Here is a 17,567-nt window from a genome sequence, read left to right on the forward strand (position 1 = left end):
ATGGTATCTCTCGCATCCCAGGGCATAAGCGACTCCATAAACGGGTTCTTATGCCTCAGTTGTAAGTGTCTACCATGTCCCCGAACAAGTGTTCACTATGTCCCCGGACCGTACACCCCTTAGGGGAGAGGGGATCGGATCTTACTCTACAGTCAGTACGCGCGTGGTATTGGTTGAGCCGATGGTGCTCATCACGTCACCCTGCGTCACGATGACGATATCACCAGACACCAGGTAACCTTTATCGCGCAGCAGGTTTACGGCATCGTGCGCCGCGGCTACGCCGTCATTGGTGCTGTCGAAGTGTACCGGGGTAACACCGCGGTACAGCGCCGTCAGGTTCAGCGTACGCTCGTGGCGTGACATGGCGAAAATCGGCAGGCCGGAGCTGATGCGAGAGGTCATCAGCGCGGTGCGGCCAGATTCGGTCATGGTGATGATCGCCGTAACGCCTTTCAGATGGTTGGCCGCATACATGGCGGACATCGCAATCGCTTCTTCTACATTGTCGAACTGGATATCCAGGCGGTGCTTGGAGACGTTAATGCTTGGGATCTTCTCCGCGCCCAGGCAGACGCGCGCCATTGCGGCCACGGTTTCTGCCGGATACTGGCCCGCCGCGGTTTCCGCTGACAGCATCACCGCATCGGTACCGTCCAGCACGGCGTTAGCGACGTCCATGACTTCCGCACGGGTTGGCATTGGGTTGGTGATCATGGATTCCATCATCTGGGTGGCAGTGATCACCGCGCGGTTCAGCTGACGTGCGCGACGAATCAGCGCTTTCTGGATACCGACCAGTTCAGGGTCGCCGATTTCCACGCCCAGATCGCCACGGGCAACCATCACCACGTCAGAGGCGAGGATCACATCGTCCATCGCATCCTGATCGCACACGGCTTCCGCGCGTTCAACCTTAGCGACGATTTTGGCATCACAGCCTGCGTCACGGGCCAGACGGCGCGCATAGTTCAGATCTTCGCCACAGCGTGGGAAGGAGACCGCCAGGTAATCAACGCCGATCTGGGCCGCCGTTACGATATCCGCTTTGTCTTTGTCGGTCAGGGCTTCCGCAGAGAGGCCGCCGCCCAGTTTGTTGATGCCTTTATTGTTGGAGAGCGGGCCGCCGACGGTGACTTCAGTGAACACTTTCATCCCCTGAACTTCCAGCACCTTCAGCTGGACGCGACCGTCGTCGAGCAGCAGGATATCGCCAGGTACCACATCAGCCGGCAGGCCTTTATAGTCGATCCCGACTTTCTCTTTATCGCCTTCGCCTTTGCCGAGGTTGGCATCCAGCAGGAATTTGTCGCCGATATTGAGGAAAACTTTACCTTCTTTAAAGGTTGATACACGAATTTTTGGACCCTGCAGGTCGCCGAGGATAGCGACGTGGCGGCCCAGCTTAGCGGCGATCTCACGCACTTTATCGGCACGCAATTTATGGTCTTCTGGCGTACCGTGAGAGAAGTTCATACGCACCACGTTGGCGCCAGCGGCGATAATTTTTTCGAGGTTATTATCGCGATCGGTGGCCGGGCCTAAGGTGGTGACGATCTTGGTTCTGCGAAGCCTTCTGGACATGTAATACTCCGTTGACTGAAACAACTTTGGTGTTGCGTGAACATTGAATCGACCTTCATCTACCGCAAGGCAGCAAAGAGGGGGCCGAATGCCGAAAATCGTTACATCTAATTATGGGTTACGTCTTCGTTATCTACTTTCAGGGAACATCGCTCTTTATAAGCAATTCTTTATCAAAACGCGATTCCTTCAGCGCTTCCTTGACTCGCTTCAAGTTATCTCGGAATTTTGCGCCCCGGCGTAAGGTAAATCCGGTCGCCAGCACGTCGATTACCGTGAGTTGCGCCAGACGGGACACCATTGGCATATACATGTCGGTATCCTCAGGCACGTCCAGGGTAATGGCGAGAGTCGCCTCCCGCGCCAATGGCGTGCCGGCGGTGGTGAGGGCGATTACCATGGCATCGTTTTCACGGGCCAGCTGCGCCAGCTCAACCTGGCTTTTGGTGCGGCCAGTGTGCGAAATCAGTACCACGACGTCATCCTCACTGCAATTCATACAGCTCATGCGTTGCAGCACAATGTCATCGGAATAAATAACCGGCACGTTAAAGCGGAAGAATTTATTCATGGCGTCGTGCGCCACGGCGGCTGACGAGCCAAGACCGAAGAATGCAATGCGTTTGGCCTGGGTGAGTAAATCCACCGCGCGGTTTACTGAACTCATATCCAGACTTTGACGAACGTGATCGAGCGTGGCCATGGCCGACTCAAATATTTTTGCCGTATAGGCATCTACGCTGTCGTCTTCATCCACATTACGATTAACATAGGGGGTGCCGTTTGCCAGACTTTGTGCCAGATGCAGTTTAAAATCAGGAAAGCCGCGCGTTTCCAGGCTGCGGCAGAAGCGGTTGACCGTCGGTTCACTGACGCCCGCTTCCTGAGCCAGAGCGGCGATGCTTGAATGAATCGCCTGAGCGGGCGCGGCCAGAATGACTTCAGCCACTTTTCGCTCGGATTTGCTAAGGTGTTCCAGTTGATACTGGATTTTTTCAAGCATGTTCATTGTTAACAAGGCGCTCATGGGGGTGGAAACGATTTCACTCATTGATGAAATCTTGATTCGATTAGCCGATATTACCCCTGTGGCTTCCCTAAAGGGTAACAGTCGACAAGATAATGTTGTTGTTTTTTTTCATTACTTGATCGATGTCGGGTTTTGCTATGACCCTGTTGCGCAAATTATCGACGGCTGTTGCGTCATTACGTCGCCATAATCGGCTGAATGGCGAAAAATCGCCGTATCGCACGAGACGATAAGCGCTAATGGTTTCGGGAATGACGTAAAAGCAGTACAGTGCATTGTAATAAAATTACAACGATACCTGGCAGAAGCACCAGGTGATCCAACTGAGGAGAATGACATGGCGGTAACGCAAACAGCCCAGGCATGTGACCTGGTCATTTTCGGCGCGAAAGGCGATCTTGCACGCCGAAAATTGCTGCCTTCCCTGTATCAACTGGAGAAAGCGGGCCAAATTCATCCGGATACGCGTATCCTGGGTGTTGGGCGCGCCGACTGGGACAAGGACGCTTATACCAAAGTTGTCCGCGAGGCGCTCGAAACTTTCATGAAGGAAAAAATTGATGAAAGTTTGTGGGATACCCTCAGCGGTCGTCTCGATTTCTGCAACCTGGACGTTAATGACGTCAGCGCGTTTTCCCGCCTGGGTGCCATGCTGGATCAGAAAAACCGTGTCACCATTAACTATTTCGCCATGCCGCCAAGCACCTTTGGCGCCATCTGCAAAGGTTTGGGCGAAGCCAAACTGAACGCCAAGCCGGCGCGCGTGGTGATGGAAAAGCCGCTGGGGACGTCGCTGGCTACCTCGCGTGAAATCAACGACCAGGTGGGCGAGTTCTTTGAAGAGTGCCAGGTCTACCGTATCGACCACTATCTCGGTAAAGAGACGGTACTGAACCTGCTGGCGCTGCGTTTCGCTAACTCCCTGTTTGTGAATAACTGGGACAACCGTACCATTGACCACGTGGAAATTACCGTGGCGGAAGAGGTGGGGATTGAAGGTCGCTGGGGTTACTTTGACCAGGCCGGCCAGATGCGCGACATGATCCAGAACCACCTGCTGCAAATTCTGTGCATGATTGCCATGTCTCCACCGTCTGACCTGACGGCTGACAGCATCCGCGATGCCAAAGTGAAAGTGCTGAAGTCGCTGCGCCGCATCGACCGCTCCAACGTGCGCGAGAAAACCGTTCGCGGCCAGTACACTGCCGGGTTTGCGCAAGGCAAAAAGGTGCCAGGCTACCTGGAAGAAGAGGGCGCGAACAAGTCCAGCAACACCGAGACGTTCGTGGCCATCCGCGTGGACATCGACGACTGGCGCTGGGCGGGGGTTCCGTTCTACCTGCGCACTGGTAAGCGTCTGCCGACGAAGTGTTCCGAAGTGGTTGTCTACTTTAAGAACCCGGAACTGAACCTGTTCAAAGAGTCCTGGCAGGAGCTGCCGCAGAACAAGCTGACCATCCGTCTGCAGCCGGACGAAGGGGTGGATATCCAGATCCTCAACAAAGTGCCGGGCCTGGATCATAAGCACAACCTGCAGACCACCAAGCTGGATCTGAGCTACTCCGAAACCTTCAACCAGACGCACCTTGCGGATGCTTACGAGCGTCTGCTGCTGGAAACCATGCGCGGTATCCAGGCGCTGTTCGTGCGTCGCGACGAAGTGGAAGAGGCGTGGAAATGGGTCGATTCCATCACCGAAGCCTGGGCTGCCGATCAGGATGCGCCAAAACCGTATCAGGCGGGTACCTGGGGGCCTGTGGCGTCGGTGGCGATGATCACCCGCGATGGCCGCTCCTGGAACGAGTTTGAGTAGGATATTCCACTAGCCCGAAAGTGTTATTTTACCGGTAACATGATCTAACACAGCTAGTGGCACAATTTTTATACTTTTAAGCTCCGCGTGGATTCACCCGCGGGGCTTTTTTTATTACACTGCCGGAAGTGATTTTGCCCCTGAGCTCCGGACAGCAAGCGTTTCAGCGTTGTTAACAACCGCCAGCGACTTTGTAAACTCCCGAGCCCGGACAGATAAATTAAAGGAGCTTTTATGAATCCTGTATTGTTACGCGTAACACAACGCATTATCGAGCGCTCAAAAGAGACCCGTTCGGCCTACCTCGCCCGCATTGAACAGGCGAAAAGCAACACCGTTCACCGCTCCCAGCTGGCCTGCGGTAACCTGGCCCACGGCTTCGCCGCCTGCCAGCCTGATGACAAAGCCTCCCTGAAAAGCATGTTGCGTAACAATATCGCTATTATCACGTCCTATAACGATATGCTCTCCGCGCACCAGCCGTATGAGGTCTATCCCAACATCATTCGTAAAGCGCTGCACAGCGTGAACGCGGTCGGGCAGGTGGCGGGGGGCGTCCCGGCCATGTGCGACGGCGTGACGCAGGGGCAGGATGGTATGGAGCTGTCGCTGCTGAGCCGCGAAGTGATTGCGATGTCTGCGGCTGTGGGCCTGTCACACAACATGTTTGATGGCGCGCTGTATCTCGGCGTGTGCGACAAAATCGTCCCGGGCCTGGTGATGGCAGCGCTGTCGTTTGGTCATCTGCCTGCGATTTTCGTGCCGTCCGGCCCGATGGCCAGCGGTCTGCCGAATAAAGAAAAAGTGCGTATCCGCCAGCTGTATGCGGAAGGCAAAGCCGATCGTCAGGCGCTGCTGGAAGCCGAAGCCGCCTCCTACCATGCGCCGGGCACCTGTACGTTCTACGGCACGGCCAACACCAACCAGATGGTGGTGGAGTTTATGGGGATGCAGCTTCCGGGCTCGTCCTTCATCCAGCCGGACGCGCCGCTGCGCCAGGCGCTGACAGAGGCCGCGGCCCGTCAGGTGACGCGCCTGACAGGAAACGGCAATGAATGGATGCCGATGGGCAAAATGGTCGACGAAAAAGTGATCGTCAACGGTATCGTCGCCCTGCTGGCAACCGGCGGGTCAACTAACCACACCATGCACCTGGTGGCTATGGCGCGCGCGGCGGGTATCCTGATTAACTGGGATGACTTCTCCGATATCTCCTCCGTGGTACCGCTGATGGCGCGTCTGTACCCGAACGGTCCGGCGGACATCAACCACTTCCAGGCCGCGGGCGGCGTGCCGCTGCTGATGCGCGAGCTGCTGAAAGGCGGTCTGCTGCATGAAGACGTGAACACCGTAGCCGGATTTGGTCTGCAGCGCTACACCCAGGAGCCGTGGCTGAACAACGGTGAGCTGGACTGGCGCGACGGGGCAACCGCGTCTCTTGATCCGCAGGTGATTGCCACTATCGACAAACCGTTCTCCCACCACGGCGGTACCAAAGTGCTGAGCGGCAACCTTGGCCGCGCGGTGATGAAAACCTCTGCCGTGCCGGAAGAGAACCAGGTTATCGAGGCCCCGGCGGTAGTGTTTGAAAGCCAGCACGACGTGTTGCCTGCCTTCGACGCCGGTCTGCTGGATAAAGACTGCGTGGTGGTCGTGCGTCATCAGGGGCCAAAAGCGAACGGCATGCCAGAATTACATAAACTTATGCCACCACTTGGTGTATTATTGGACCGCCGTTTCAAAATTGCGTTAGTGACCGATGGCCGCCTGTCAGGCGCATCCGGCAAAGTGCCTTCCGCCATCCACGTCACGCCTGAAGCCTACGACGGCGGCTTGCTGGCGAAAGTGCGCGACGGCGATATGATCCGCGTGAACGGCCAGACTGGCGAGTTAACCCTGCTGGTGGATGACGCGGAGCTGGCGGCACGTCAGCCTCATATTCCTGACCTGAGCGCATCGCGCGTGGGGACCGGACGCGAAATGTTCAGCGCGCTGCGTGAGAAGCTCTCCGGTGCGGAGCAGGGCGCAACCTGTATTACGTTTTAAGACGACTTGATTTTAACGATCTGGCGAGAGAGAACTCTGATGAAAAACTGGAAAACAAGTGCAGAAGCAATCCTGACCACTGGCCCTGTCGTGCCGGTTATCGTGGTAAACAAGCTGGAGCACGCTGTGCCAATGGCGAAAGCGCTGGTTGCGGGCGGCGTTCGCGTTCTGGAAGTGACCCTGCGTACTGCCTGCGCGATGGATGCCATCCGCGCCATCGCTAAAGAAGTGCCGGACGCCATCATCGGTGCGGGTACCGTTCTCAACGCGCAGCAGCTGGCGGAAGTGACCGAAGCCGGCGCACAGTTTGCCATCAGCCCGGGTCTGACCGAGCCGCTGCTGAAGGCCGCGACCGAAGGCACCATTCCCTTGATCCCGGGCATCAGCACCGTTTCTGAACTGATGCTGGGCATGGACTACGGTCTGAAAGAGTTCAAATTCTTCCCGGCGGAAGCGAACGGCGGCACCAAAGCGCTGCAGGCGATTGCCGGTCCTTTCTCTCAGGTACGCTTCTGCCCGACGGGCGGTATCTCCCCGGCTAACTACCGCGACTACCTGGCGCTGAAAAGCGTGCTGTGCATCGGCGGCTCATGGCTGGTTCCGGCGGATGCGCTGGAAGCGGGTGACTGGGATCGCATCACGAAACTGGCTCGTGAAGCGGTTGAAGGCGCGAAGCAGTAAGCCACATGCAGCATGAAAAACGGGCCTTTCGGCCCGTTTTTTTTATCCTGCTACCTGAACGTTTGCAGCCGCCGCTTTTGCTCTTGCTACGGCCTCGTTAACGTTATCCCCGGTGGCTAACGCCACGCCCAGACGACGCGTACCGTCGATCTCCGGCTTGCCGAACAGACGGACCTGCAGGCCTGCGCCCACCGCGCCTTCGACGTTATCAAACGTCACATTCTGGCTGGTCAACTTCGGAAGGATCACCGCCGACGCCGCCGGGCCGTACTGGCGGATGCCGCCAACCGGCAGGCCGAGGAAGGCGCGCACGTGCAGGGCGAACTCCGAGAGATCCTGCGAAATGAGCGTGACCATACCGGTGTCGTGCGGGCGAGGAGAGACTTCACTGAAGATCACTTCGTCACCGCAGACGAACAGCTCCACGCCGAACAGGCCATAACCGCCCAGGGCCAGAACGGTGTTACGGGCAATCTCCCGGGCACGCTCCAGCGCCAGGTCGCTCATCTGCTGCGGCTGCCAGGATTCACGATAATCGCCATCTTCCTGGCGGTGGCCAATCGGGTCGCAGAAATGGACGCCGTCCACGGCACTGACGGTGAGCAGAGTGATTTCGAAATCAAACTTCACCACGCCTTCAACGATCACGCGACCGGCACCGGCACGGCCACCCTGTTGCGCATAATCCCACGCGCTGTCCAGCGCGCTGCTGTCGCGAATAAAGCTCTGACCTTTCCCGGAAGAGCTCATCACCGGCTTAATGATGCACGGGTAGCCAATCTCTTCAACGGCCTGCAGGAATGCGGCTTTGTCACCCGCAAAACGGTAGCTTGAAGTAGGTAGCCCCAGCTCCTCCGCCGCCAGGCGGCGAATGCCTTCACGGTTCATGGTCAGCTTTGCGGCTTTCGCGCAGGGCACCACGCGCTGGCCTTCCTGCTCAAGGGCGATCAGCGTATCGGTTGCGATAGCTTCAATTTCCGGCACGACAAAATCCGGTTTCTCCCGTGCAATGAGCGTACGCAGGGCATCACCGTCCAGCATGTTAATCACATAAGAACGATGGGCGACGTGCATGGCGGGCGCGTCGGCGTAGCGGTCTACGGCAATCACCTCCACCCCTAAACGCTGACACTCAATGGCGACTTCTTTACCCAGTTCGCCCGATCCCAACAGCATTACGCGCGTCGCCGCAGGTCGCAGCGCGGTTCCTAAACGAGTCATAACATTCCCCCTGAAAAAGATGCGCGCAGTATAAACGAAAACGTTTGCGTCTGTCTTGCGCACGGCAAAAGGGCAGACCAGAAATTTGCGCTTCTTTAGGCTTGATGGACATTTCCTGACGCCTGCTCGCTTACGCTGGAGAACATGTTAACCGTTAAGCGAGGGAAACCATGTCAGGCTGGTTAAATCAACTGCAATCCATGTTAGGGCAGAAAACGTCTGGTTCCGGCGAACAGGGGCTAAGCAAACTGCTGGTACCGGGGGCGCTCGGTGGGCTGGCAGGGCTGCTGGTTGCCAATAAATCCTCACGCAAGCTGCTGGCGAAGTACGGTACCGGCGCGCTGCTGGCCGGGGGCGGCGCTATCGCCGGCACCGTGCTGTGGAACAAATATAAGGACAGGGTGCGAGCGGCGCACCGCGATGAACCTCACTATGGGGAGCATACTTCTCCGCTGGATCTGCGCACGGAGCGGCTCATCCTTGCGCTGGTGTTTGCCGCCAAAAGCGACGGGCATATTGATGATAATGAAAGAGCGGCTATCGAACAGCAGCTGCGCGAGGCGGGTGTTGAAGAACAGGGCAGAACGCTGGTGGCGCAGGCCATTGAACAGCCGCTCGATCCGCAGCGTCTGGCACTGAGCGTGAAAAATGAGGAAGAAGCGCTGGAACTCTATTTTCTCAGCTGTGCCGCCATAGATATCGATCACTTTATGGAGCGTAGCTACCTTAACGCCCTCGGCGACGCGCTGAAGATCCCTCAGGACGTGCGCGAGGGGATAGAAAAAGATATCGGGGAACAAAAACAGGCGCTACAGGGCTAACTCGCGCTCCCGGGGTCATGTTTCGCTTGCATCATGCGCGGGTTTTGCCAACCTTATAGGGTGTAAAACTTAAAAGAATGATGACATGCCACCGAAAGCCCGACGTACTCCTTATGCGATCGTCACGCATGGCGATACGCGCATAGACAACTACTACTGGCTGCGGGACGATTCGCGTTCCCGGCCAGAGGTGCTCGACTACCTGCACGAGGAAAACGACTATGGCCGCAGGGTCATGGCCAGCCAGCAGGCGCTGCAGGACCAGCTGCTGAACGAAATGGTGCAGCGTATTCCCCAGCGCGACATCTCCGCGCCCTGGACCAAAAACGGCTATCGCTATCGCCATATCTATGAGCCGGGCAACGAGTATCCCATCTATCAACGACAGTCGGTATTAAGCGCCGAGTGGGATGAATGGGACATTTTGCTGGATGCGAACCAGCGTGCCGCCCACAGCGAGTTTTATACCCTGGGCGGTATGTCCATCTCCCCGGACAACACCATCATGGCGCTGGCGGAGGATTATCTCTCCCGGCGCCAGTACGGCCTGCGTTTTCGCAATCTGGAAACCGGCAACTGGTATCCGGAAATGCTGGAAAACGTCTCCCCGGATTTTGTCTGGGCGAACGATTCCGAGACGGTCTACTACGTTAAAAAGCACGCCTCCACGCTGCTGCCTTATCAGGTGTGGCGCCATACCGTAGGCACGGACTCAGCCGATGACGAGCTGGTCTATGAAGAGAAAGACGAAACGTTTTATGTCAGCCTGCATAAAACCTCCTCGCGCCACTATGTGATTATCTTCCTCGCCAGCGCCACCACCTCGGAAGTGCTGCTCCTGGATGCCGAACTGCCTGACGCCCAGCCGCTCTGTTTCCTGCCGCGCCGCAAGGACCACGAGTACAGCCTGGATCACTTCCAGCACAGCTTTTATCTGCGTTCGAATCGTGAAGGCAAGAACTTTGGTCTGTACAAAACCAAGGTGCGCGACGAGCGCAAGTGGGAGGTGCTCATTCCCGCGCGGGATCAGGTGATGCTGGAAGGGTTCACGCTGTTTACCGACTGGCTGGTGGTGGAGGAGCGCCAGCGTGGGCTGACCAGTATCCGGCAGATCAACCGTAAAACGCGTGAGGTGATAGGGATTGCGTTCGACGATCCGGCCTACGTCACGTGGATCGGCTTTAACCCGGAACCTGAATCGTCCCGGCTGCGCTACGGCTACTCGTCCATGACCACGCCGGATACGCTCTTCGAGCTGGATATGGATACCGGACAGCGCCAGGTGCTTAAGCAAACCGAAGTGAAGGGCTTTGATTCCGACAATTACCGCAGCGAACACCTGTGGGTCACCGCGCGCGATGGCGTGGAGGTGCCGGTTTCGCTCGTTTATCATAAGACGCATTTCCAGAAGGGTAAAAATCCGATCCTGGTCTACGGCTACGGCTCCTATGGCTCCAGCATGGATGCCGACTTCAGCAGCAGCAGATTAAGCCTGCTCGACCGCGGCTTTGTTTTCGCCATTGCCCATATTCGCGGCGGCGGCGAGCTGGGGCAGCACTGGTATGAAGACGGGAAATTCCTGAAAAAGAAAAACACCTTCAACGACTATCTCGACGTCTGCGATGCGCTGATTGAGCAAGGCTATGGCGATCCTCAGCTTTGCTTCGGCATGGGCGGCAGCGCGGGGGGGATGCTGATGGGGGCGGTCATCAATCAGCGGCCCGATCGCTTTAAGGGCATTGTTGCGCAGGTCCCGTTTGTCGATGTGGTTACCACTATGCTCGATGAGTCCATCCCTTTGACGACCGGGGAGTTTGAGGAGTGGGGCAACCCGCAGGATGAAACCTATTATCGCTATATGAAAGAGTACAGCCCGTATGACAACGTGGAAGCGAAAGCGTACCCGCACATGCTGGTGACGACCGGTTTGCACGATTCACAGGTGCAATACTGGGAACCGGCAAAATGGGTAGCAAAGCTGCGGGAGCTGAAAACCGATGACAACCTGCTGCTGCTCTGTACCGATATGGACTCCGGGCACGGGGGGAAATCGGGTCGATTCAAATCCTACGAAGGGGTGGCCCTGGAGTATGCCTTTTTGATAGGCCTGGCGCAGGATACGTTGCCAGGCCGTGTTCAGCGTTAAGCTTCGCCCAGATAGTGTTTCAGGGTTAAGCGCAGCTCCGGGCTCATTTTGTCGAGGTTGTTATACAGCCAGCGCAGATAGCCCGGATCTTTATCCGCAATATCCGATACCGCTCTCCCGCGGTATTTGCCGAAGGTGAACGTCGTCAGCAGCGCAGGGCGACCGGTGATCGTTGCCATATCATCCGGCGTCCAGCCCGATGTGTTCATAATATCTATGAGTAGCGCAGCGGTGATATAGCAGTCATACAGGGCGCGGTGATGGTGCAGCCCTTCAGGGGTTCTGACGCTGAGCTTGCGGGATTTATACAGCGCCATATTGCTGTATTTGATCCCTGGCCAGAGGCGACGCGCCAGCTTCATGGTACAAATCCACTCCCCGGGCATTTCGGGGAGTACCCGACGGTCAAAGCTGGCGTTGTGGGCAACGTACCATGGGCTGCCGTAGTAGTGCGGGATAACGTCTTCTATCCAGGGTTTATCCGCCACCATTGATTCTGTAATGCGATGGATAGCCATGGCCTGTGGGCTAATAGGACGATCGGGACGCACCAGATGGCTCATCGGGTTGACGATTTTTCCATCAACCACGTCGACCGAGGCCACTTCCACAATTCCGCCCTGAAGATCGCAAGTTTCGGTATCAATGACGCGCAGCATGAAAATCTCCTGAGCTTAAAACGCTTAGCCTAAAGGAATGATATCGCCTTGCCAACCCTGTCCGTTGCGCGTGCCGGTCAACAGGAGCTCACCCTTATCTGCCCGAACGATCAGCTGGCCTTTTTCATCCCATAACGCGCTGCCCGCGCCGGCATTTGCCATTAACACCGCGATGGCATACCTGTGCGCAAATCGCTGCAGGGTATTGATGGACTGTCGCCAGCGGTAATCGCTCACTGACTGGCAACTGGTGAAGAGCGTTGCCTGCGGATCAAGATTCGGGGAATCGCTTTGCCCATCGATAATCGTGAGTTGTTTATCACCCGGCACCAGGCTGGCGCCGCTCCCCTGAGGGTAACGCAGAATACGAGCGCGAGAGGGGATAAACAGCGCAAGGCCTTTCTGGCGCTGACCGTTTCGTTCAACGGGAAGCCCTGCAATGAGGGTAATGCGGTAAAAATGCGCGGCGTCAAGCAACGGCTGTAGTCGATCGTCTTCGGGCGGAAGCGGTAATGCCGTCGCGCCCGGGCCGGTTAATGAGAGTTCCGGGAAAACCAGCAAATCGCACTGATGATGTGCTGCTTCGGCAATAAAGCGGAGATGGTGCGCAATATGGTCATCTACGCTGTGATGCTGCCCGCCATACTGGGCTGCCGCAATATTCCAATGTGACATCGTGACTTCCTTATACACAGAGTCGCAGGGATTAAAGAGTACACCTAATTTAATCAGGGTTTTCTTATCCTGCCAGATTCCGCGTAAGGAAGTGTAACGAGTCGTTAAGCTTATTTAACTTTCGGCTCGTACGGCAAGCGGGAGAGGTTGACCGAGGCGAGACGGTGGGCAATTAACCTTTCGCGAAACCAGTCACGCAGATGGGCGGGCTGTTCTCGCTCCACCACTTCAGCCACGACGGGCATGTTGTAACGCTCTTTAAAGGCGACGCCAGCGGCAGCGAGATCGACATTCACTTTATCCATCTCGTCCTGAGGAAGGGCGGCCAGATTGATCTTCATTACCTTCTCCTTATTTTGCGGCGGCAACGTTACCGCGATTGCGCGACGATGACAAGCAGAGCGGGATGATCCTCGACTCGTTTATTATACAGCGTTATTCTTTAGCATACAGACATAACAAAAAGGAATGATTGTGATGGGTTTATCCGCTTCCCGCGCGGTATGCGCACTGGTTTTTTTGGCCTCAACGGTAATCTCACCCTCCGTGCTGGCGCATGCGCATCTTGAGCAGCAGAGCCCGGCAGCGGACAGCCAGGTGGCGTCACCGCAGGTGCTGACGCTGAATTTCTCCGAAGGTGTCGAGCCCGGATTTAGCGGCGTCGTGGTGACGGATGCGCAAAAGCAGGTGATCAAAACCGGTACCGCCACGCGAGACGAAAAGAACAAAGCACAGCTGACCGTTCCGCTGAAACAGACGCTGGCGCCGGGGGCTTACCAGGTGGACTGGCACGTGGTTTCCGTCGACGGCCATAAAACCAAAGGCAGCTATCGCTTCAGCGTGAAATAGCATGCTGGGACTGTTATACGTAGGATTGCGCTTTATCCATTTTGCGGCGCTAATGCTCGTTTTTGGCAACGCGCTTTACAGCGTCTGGTTTGCGCCTTCCGGGCTGCACCGCCTGATGGCCCGGCGTTTCCAGCTCCAGCAGAGAGTGGCATCCATCGTCAGCCTGACCGCTGCGATCCTGATGTTTATGCTTCAGGGCGGCTTAATGGGCAACGGCTGGGGCGATGTGTTTAACCCGCAAATCTGGTACAGCGTGCTGGGAACGCGGTTTGGTGGCGTCTGGTTGTGGCAAATTATCCTCGCTGCCATCACCGTTGTCGTCGCGTGGCTCGCGCCGCTGAAAGGCTCGCGCCTGCTGCTGCTCGCCATGGGCCAGCTTATCCTGCTGGCAGGGGTAGGGCACGCGGCGATGAGCGACGGCCCGATGGGGGCGATACAGCGACTCAATCATGCTGTTCACCTGCTGTGTGCCGCAACCTGGGTGGGTGGATTGCTGCCGCTGCTGTTTTGCATGCGTCTGGCGAAAGGACGCTGGCAGAACGCGGCCATCTATACCATGATGCGTTTCTCGCGCGTGGGGCATTATGCCGTCGCAGGCGTACTGCTTACCGGCGTAGTGAATGCGCTGTTGATTCTGGGCATCCATATTCCCTGGCAGGCTGGCTACGTGCAGTTTTTGTTGTTCAAATGTGCTCTCGTGGCGTTGATGGTGGCAATTGCGCTGGCAAATCGGTATTTTCTGGTGCCACGGTTCCGTCCGGATTCCGGGCGCGCACAACAGATGTTTATCCGGATGACACAGGCAGAGGTGGTGCTGGGCGCTCTGGTTCTGGCAACGGTCAGTCTGTTTGCTACCTGGGAACCCTTCTGACAAGGTTAACTATTAAATGAAAAAGACAGTACTTACTCTCTTACTGCTGGCCTGCGCGGGAAGCGCTCTGGCGGCACCGCAGGTAATCACCGTAAGCCGCTTTGAAGTGGGCAAAGACAAATGGGCCTTTAATCGCGAAGAGGTGATGCTGACCTGCCGTCCGGGCCATGCGCTGTATGCGATCAACCCGAGCACGCTGGTCCAGTACCCGCTCAACGATACCGCTGAGCAGCAGGTCGCCAGCGGCAAGAGCAGCGGTCAGCCAGTCAGCGTGATTCAGATTGATGACCCGGCCAACCCGGGGCAGAAGATGAGCCTGGCACCGTTTATCGAGCGCGCTGACAAGCTCTGCTGACGTTCAGGTTTCCAATAAAAAAACCGCAGATGCTCGCCAAAGCACTGCGGTTTTTCACTTTTAATGATGCTCTGACGCTTTTTTTCAGGCCACTTTTGCTGTGGACTGGAAAACCTGGCGTCGTCATCTATTCTTAAAAGGCAAGGCGACTTAGCCTGCATTAATGCCAACTTTTAGCGCACGGCTCTCTCCCAAGAGCCATTTCCCTGGACCGAATACAGGAATCGTATTCGGTCTCTTTTTATCTGTTTGTTTCTCAAGGGTTTTTTCGGTCTCAACACGAAATCCCCCGAAAATTACTCGAATATTCCATATCCTGTCTAAACCATAACATACTCTGCACCGCGTGCGTCCAGGTATTTTTTGGTCATTGTTAAATTTTTGTGGCCGAGCAAACGTTGAGCAAATTCCTCTCCACGCTCCTTTTCATAGAGCCTGCTCGCCAGACTTCTGATCTCATGGAAAGGCGGTGGGTTAGGTCCGAATTTTAACCCGGTCGAATCCCTTATCTCTGCGAAGGCCTGGGTGAGCCCGTCAGGAGTTAGCGGCCCCGGCCTTCTCCCGCCACGGCGAACCGGCGAGTAAAGCATGAAGTCGGAGGGGTTATTTACCCGGCATCGCTCAATGACATCCTGCAACACAAGCCCGGCGACGTCCAGCCTCAAATCAAGGGGGAGCGCCAGTTTGTGACCTGTTTTCTCCTGAGTAACGAAAAGCCTCCCGTCTTTAACGTCACTGAATCTGAACAGCGAAATATCCTCACGCCGCTGGCCGGTGACCAGTGCCAGATCGCATGCATTTGGTGCCCAGTCAGAATGAGTTAACGCGGCCTGGCGGATGATGGTGAATTGTTCGAGCAACAGGCGCTCTCGCTTAACTTTCGGCGTCGGCGTTCGCGTCGGCTCGGCCGGGTTCCTGTCGACATGACCTTCCACAATCGCTTCCCTGAAGATGTCCATCAGTACAGACCGCAGCCCGGAAGCCATGCTCTTTTTATCGCAGAGAATGTATGCTTCAAGAAATGAGGCGATATCCTTAGTCGTGACTGATGCGAGGGGTATTTTCCCGAACTCTTCCTTTATGGTGGCGATCTGGTTTCGCCTGACCTTCATCGTGTTTGGTTTCAGCTCGCGCCGCTCGAGAATTACCTCGTAACGCTCCAGCCATGCGTCCACTGTGAAAGTGGGCACGTCTTTTATACGATCCAGGAGAGAAGAGGGAAGGTAATTCTGGTCGATGTAGTTGTTGGCCTCAATGGCCTGGGCAACAGCGTCCTTGCGATCAATTCGGCCAAGAGATATCTCCTGCCCGGTCACCGGATTGCGCCAGCTGTAAAGTCTGTCTCTTTTACGGTAGGTCAGGTTACGGGGCAGGTTAGCGTCGTAACGTACTGGCCTTTTCGCCATGAGTCAGTCTCTCCAGTAAGGTGCCGCCGGACGGCAGTTTGGTGTGTTTCGGTTTAGCGCGCAGATTCTTCTTACGCGGATCCACGTAGATAGCGTTAGGCTGAACCTTATATTCCTTTCCGTGCAGTTCTGGCGCGGGATAAATACGCCCCTCCCGGGTCCATCGGCGCAGAGTAGAAAGGGATGGTGGAGTCGTGTAGACCTCAGCAGCCCATTCCTGCAAGTTGAGAAGCTTAGCCATGAGAACTCCTTAGCCACCTGGCATTATATGCGAGGCCGCGTAGACGTGTTGATTATTCGAAATCAATTAAATTTTGATGATTAATTGATCCAATAGTTGAAAAAAATTAGTTTTGGTATGGTATTAATGGATTATAAATAGGTGTGATAAGTTGAATTTCTCTCTCAAATGGAGCTAATAGATGGGACTGCTTTCCTTTGATATATCATGTCCGCATTGCAAGAAAGAAAACGCTGTTTTAGAGGCTTTTGCTGAACACCGTCGCAATGAAACTTATGTCTATGACGTAGCATTCTTTTGCCGCAGTTGCGGGCAATCAGGTATCGCAGCTGTGATGTCAGATTTAGCGGATTTTGGTCCATTTAAGCAATCCAAGCAGCAGTCACATAGAGATATTGTAATTCCACATGATACTAATAACTTCGTACTAACAGAGGTTTATCCTAGCCCAACAGAGCTTCTTGCCCCCGAGGCAACTCCAATTAGAGCTGCTGATTCTTTCATTGAGTCAAAGGATAACTTTCAGAGAGGTAAGTATGATACTTCGGTCATGTTATGTAGAAAAACCATTGATATAGCCACCAGAAACCTCTTGGGTGAGGAGGCTAATAAAGAGACTCTGGTTCAAAGAATCTCAATTCTTTACGGGAAAGGGCTTATTACTGAGCAGATGAAGGATTGGGCTCATATTGTAAGAATTGATTCTAATGGGGCCGTACATTCTGATGAGGAGTTTTCTAAAGAAGATGCTGAAGAGCTTATCGGCTTCGCTGAGGTTTTCCTGCTTTATGCGTTTTCTCTGCCCGCAATGGTTTCTGCCAAAAAACAAGAGCAGTAGCATTGTCGCTATATATTACTGACCGAGAATTAGTTTTTAATGTGCCTAAGCTTCTTCTCAATGAAGCTCTGGCACTCCGCGCATGTCTGGCAACCGGGGACTACAGCGCGCCGTGGTTCGGGAATTGGTTCGTTGCATTCTTCACAACGCTCTGCTGATACGGCGTTGCGGTTTAGCCGGTGAGCGGAAAGGGCAGCGTTACGCTGAAGCTCTTCAATCTCTGCTGCTGTATCGATGATATCGGCCATGGTCAATGCTCCCGGAACTGTCGGTTAATTCGGTTGAAGGTGAACGCCAGCAATAAAAAAGGCCGCGATAGCGACCTGGTGAT

The 17,567-nt window shown here is 55.5% G+C and carries 18 protein-coding genes; 9 read left to right on the forward strand and 9 right to left on the reverse strand.

The window, feature by feature from the left end:
• Positions 1-141 precede the first annotated feature (141 nt).
• Both pyk and ACTJI7_RS11710 read right to left on the reverse strand, forming a co-directional pair.
• Positions 142-1,584 carry a pyruvate kinase gene (pyk, locus tag ACTJI7_RS11705; protein WP_028013616.1) on the reverse strand — a complete coding sequence of 481 codons (1,443 nt, stop codon included), beginning with the start codon at positions 1,582-1,584 and terminating at the stop codon, positions 142-144.
• Positions 1,585-1,723: 139 nt separating this feature from the next.
• Entirely contained in the window at positions 1,724-2,593 is an 870-nt protein-coding gene (locus ACTJI7_RS11710; protein WP_028013615.1) for a MurR/RpiR family transcriptional regulator, read from the reverse strand.
• A gap of 358 nt (positions 2,594-2,951) precedes the next feature.
• Here ACTJI7_RS11710 and zwf point away from each other — a divergent pair, with 358 nt between their 5' ends.
• The 3 genes from zwf (at position 2,952) to kdgA (ending at position 7,154) form a co-directional block, all read left to right on the forward strand.
• A complete protein-coding gene (zwf, locus tag ACTJI7_RS11715; protein ID WP_028013613.1) occupies positions 2,952-4,427 on the forward strand; it encodes a glucose-6-phosphate dehydrogenase in 1,476 nt (491 codons plus the stop codon).
• Positions 4,428-4,661: 234 nt separating this feature from the next.
• A complete protein-coding gene (edd, locus tag ACTJI7_RS11720) occupies positions 4,662-6,473 on the forward strand; it encodes a phosphogluconate dehydratase (RefSeq protein ID WP_041909456.1) in 1,812 nt (603 codons plus the stop codon).
• A 39-nt stretch (positions 6,474-6,512) separates the two neighbouring features.
• Complete coding sequence (gene kdgA / locus ACTJI7_RS11725; protein WP_014884307.1) at positions 6,513-7,154, forward strand: bifunctional 4-hydroxy-2-oxoglutarate aldolase/2-dehydro-3-deoxy-phosphogluconate aldolase; 642 nt, start codon at positions 6,513-6,515, stop codon at positions 7,152-7,154.
• Between the two features lie 42 nt (positions 7,155-7,196).
• Here kdgA and purT read toward each other — a convergent pair whose 3' ends face one another.
• Entirely contained in the window at positions 7,197-8,375 is a 1,179-nt protein-coding gene (gene purT, locus ACTJI7_RS11730; RefSeq protein WP_063155604.1) for a formate-dependent phosphoribosylglycinamide formyltransferase, read from the reverse strand.
• A 170-nt stretch (positions 8,376-8,545) separates the two neighbouring features.
• On the opposite strand from purT, the gene ACTJI7_RS11735 reads away from it, so the two are divergent.
• Together ACTJI7_RS11735 and ptrB are read left to right on the forward strand one after the other, a co-directional pair.
• Positions 8,546-9,196: a tellurite resistance TerB family protein gene (locus ACTJI7_RS11735; RefSeq protein WP_045260314.1), complete on the forward strand. Its 651-nt coding sequence runs from the start codon at positions 8,546-8,548 to the stop codon at positions 9,194-9,196.
• Positions 9,197-9,281: 85 nt separating this feature from the next.
• Positions 9,282-11,342, forward strand: coding sequence for an oligopeptidase B (gene ptrB / locus ACTJI7_RS11740; protein WP_049138840.1), 2,061 nt, complete (start codon positions 9,282-9,284; stop codon positions 11,340-11,342).
• Here the strand turns inward: ptrB and exoX are convergent.
• From exoX to ACTJI7_RS11755, 3 genes are all read right to left on the reverse strand, one after another.
• Positions 11,339-12,001 (reverse strand): exodeoxyribonuclease X, encoded by a 663-nt coding sequence (gene exoX / locus ACTJI7_RS11745; RefSeq protein WP_025756911.1) that lies wholly within the window; start codon positions 11,999-12,001, stop codon positions 11,339-11,341. The genes ptrB and exoX overlap by 4 nt on opposite strands.
• A gap of 24 nt (positions 12,002-12,025) precedes the next feature.
• Positions 12,026-12,676: a carbon-nitrogen hydrolase family protein gene (locus ACTJI7_RS11750; RefSeq protein ID WP_192978701.1), complete on the reverse strand. Its 651-nt coding sequence runs from the start codon at positions 12,674-12,676 to the stop codon at positions 12,026-12,028.
• 110 nt (positions 12,677-12,786) lie between these two features.
• Positions 12,787-13,017 carry a DNA polymerase III subunit theta gene (locus ACTJI7_RS11755; RefSeq protein ID WP_008500465.1) on the reverse strand — a complete coding sequence of 77 codons (231 nt, stop codon included), beginning with the start codon at positions 13,015-13,017 and terminating at the stop codon, positions 12,787-12,789.
• Positions 13,018-13,153: 136 nt separating this feature from the next.
• Between ACTJI7_RS11755 and yobA the strand changes: the two genes are divergently transcribed.
• Genes yobA through ACTJI7_RS11770 form a run of 3 tightly spaced genes read left to right on the forward strand, consistent with a single transcriptional unit; the run spans position 13,154 to position 14,751 of the window.
• Entirely contained in the window at positions 13,154-13,525 is a 372-nt protein-coding gene (yobA, locus tag ACTJI7_RS11760; RefSeq protein ID WP_136486890.1) for a CopC domain-containing protein YobA, read from the forward strand.
• Between the two features lies 1 nt (position 13,526).
• Positions 13,527-14,396 (forward strand): copper homeostasis membrane protein CopD, encoded by an 870-nt coding sequence (gene copD / locus ACTJI7_RS11765; protein WP_048998651.1) that lies wholly within the window; start codon positions 13,527-13,529, stop codon positions 14,394-14,396.
• Positions 14,397-14,412: 16 nt separating this feature from the next.
• Positions 14,413-14,751 (forward strand): YebY family protein, encoded by a 339-nt coding sequence (locus ACTJI7_RS11770; protein ID WP_192978703.1) that lies wholly within the window; start codon positions 14,413-14,415, stop codon positions 14,749-14,751.
• Between the two features lie 320 nt (positions 14,752-15,071).
• On the opposite strand, the gene ACTJI7_RS11775 is transcribed toward ACTJI7_RS11770, so the two are convergent.
• Together ACTJI7_RS11775 and ACTJI7_RS11780 are read right to left on the reverse strand one after the other, a co-directional pair.
• Positions 15,072-16,157, reverse strand: a complete 1,086-nt coding sequence (locus ACTJI7_RS11775; RefSeq protein WP_440670401.1) for a tyrosine-type recombinase/integrase — start codon at positions 16,155-16,157, stop codon at positions 15,072-15,074.
• Positions 16,126-16,398, reverse strand: a complete 273-nt coding sequence (locus ACTJI7_RS11780; RefSeq protein ID WP_440670399.1) for an excisionase — start codon at positions 16,396-16,398, stop codon at positions 16,126-16,128. The genes ACTJI7_RS11775 and ACTJI7_RS11780 overlap by 32 nt, the downstream gene beginning before the upstream one ends.
• 181 nt (positions 16,399-16,579) lie before the next feature.
• On the opposite strand from ACTJI7_RS11780, the gene ACTJI7_RS11785 reads away from it, so the two are divergent.
• The gene (locus tag ACTJI7_RS11785) at positions 16,580-17,236 is read left to right on the forward strand and encodes a DUF4145 domain-containing protein (protein WP_440670397.1); all 657 of its coding nucleotides are present in this window, start codon (positions 16,580-16,582) and stop codon (positions 17,234-17,236) included.
• 29 nt (positions 17,237-17,265) lie between these two features.
• Here the strand turns inward: ACTJI7_RS11785 and ACTJI7_RS11790 are convergent, their stop codons facing one another.
• On the reverse strand, positions 17,266-17,484 hold the full coding sequence (locus ACTJI7_RS11790; protein ID WP_440670395.1) for a TraR/DksA family transcriptional regulator: 219 nt from the start codon (positions 17,482-17,484) through the stop codon (positions 17,266-17,268).
• Positions 17,485-17,567: the final 83 nt, after the last annotated feature.

This window comes from Enterobacter sp. 22499 (assembly GCF_052044815.1).
Lineage (GTDB): Bacteria > Pseudomonadota > Gammaproteobacteria > Enterobacterales > Enterobacteriaceae > Enterobacter > Enterobacter bugandensis.

Excerpts from the sequence above, each read along its gene's own strand:
- ACTJI7_RS11790 (WP_440670395.1), bottom strand. The coding sequence starts at position 17,484 with ATGGCCGATATCATCGATACAGCAGCAGAGATTGAAGAGCTTCAGCGT.
- ACTJI7_RS11785 (WP_440670397.1), top strand. The coding sequence starts at position 16,580 with ATGGGACTGCTTTCCTTTGATATATCATGTCCGCATTGCAAGAAAGAA.
- purT (WP_063155604.1), bottom strand. The coding sequence starts at position 8,375 with ATGACTCGTTTAGGAACCGCGCTGCGACCTGCGGCGACGCGCGTAATG.
- ACTJI7_RS11770 (WP_192978703.1), top strand. The coding sequence starts at position 14,413 with ATGAAAAAGACAGTACTTACTCTCTTACTGCTGGCCTGCGCGGGAAGC.
- copD (WP_048998651.1), top strand. The coding sequence starts at position 13,527 with ATGCTGGGACTGTTATACGTAGGATTGCGCTTTATCCATTTTGCGGCG.
- ACTJI7_RS11710 (WP_028013615.1), bottom strand. The coding sequence starts at position 2,593 with ATGAACATGCTTGAAAAAATCCAGTATCAACTGGAACACCTTAGCAAA.
- ptrB (WP_049138840.1), top strand. The coding sequence starts at position 9,282 with ATGCCACCGAAAGCCCGACGTACTCCTTATGCGATCGTCACGCATGGC.
- zwf (WP_028013613.1), top strand. The coding sequence starts at position 2,952 with ATGGCGGTAACGCAAACAGCCCAGGCATGTGACCTGGTCATTTTCGGC.
- pyk (WP_028013616.1), bottom strand. The coding sequence starts at position 1,584 with ATGTCCAGAAGGCTTCGCAGAACCAAGATCGTCACCACCTTAGGCCCG.
- ACTJI7_RS11755 (WP_008500465.1), bottom strand. The coding sequence starts at position 13,017 with ATGAAGATCAATCTGGCCGCCCTTCCTCAGGACGAGATGGATAAAGTG.
- exoX (WP_025756911.1), bottom strand. The coding sequence starts at position 12,001 with ATGCTGCGCGTCATTGATACCGAAACTTGCGATCTTCAGGGCGGAATT.
- ACTJI7_RS11735 (WP_045260314.1), top strand. The coding sequence starts at position 8,546 with ATGTCAGGCTGGTTAAATCAACTGCAATCCATGTTAGGGCAGAAAACG.
- kdgA (WP_014884307.1), top strand. The coding sequence starts at position 6,513 with ATGAAAAACTGGAAAACAAGTGCAGAAGCAATCCTGACCACTGGCCCT.
- ACTJI7_RS11750 (WP_192978701.1), bottom strand. The coding sequence starts at position 12,676 with ATGTCACATTGGAATATTGCGGCAGCCCAGTATGGCGGGCAGCATCAC.
- yobA (WP_136486890.1), top strand. The coding sequence starts at position 13,154 with ATGGGTTTATCCGCTTCCCGCGCGGTATGCGCACTGGTTTTTTTGGCC.
- ACTJI7_RS11775 (WP_440670401.1), bottom strand. The coding sequence starts at position 16,157 with ATGGCGAAAAGGCCAGTACGTTACGACGCTAACCTGCCCCGTAACCTG.
- ACTJI7_RS11780 (WP_440670399.1), bottom strand. The coding sequence starts at position 16,398 with ATGGCTAAGCTTCTCAACTTGCAGGAATGGGCTGCTGAGGTCTACACG.
- edd (WP_041909456.1), top strand. The coding sequence starts at position 4,662 with ATGAATCCTGTATTGTTACGCGTAACACAACGCATTATCGAGCGCTCA.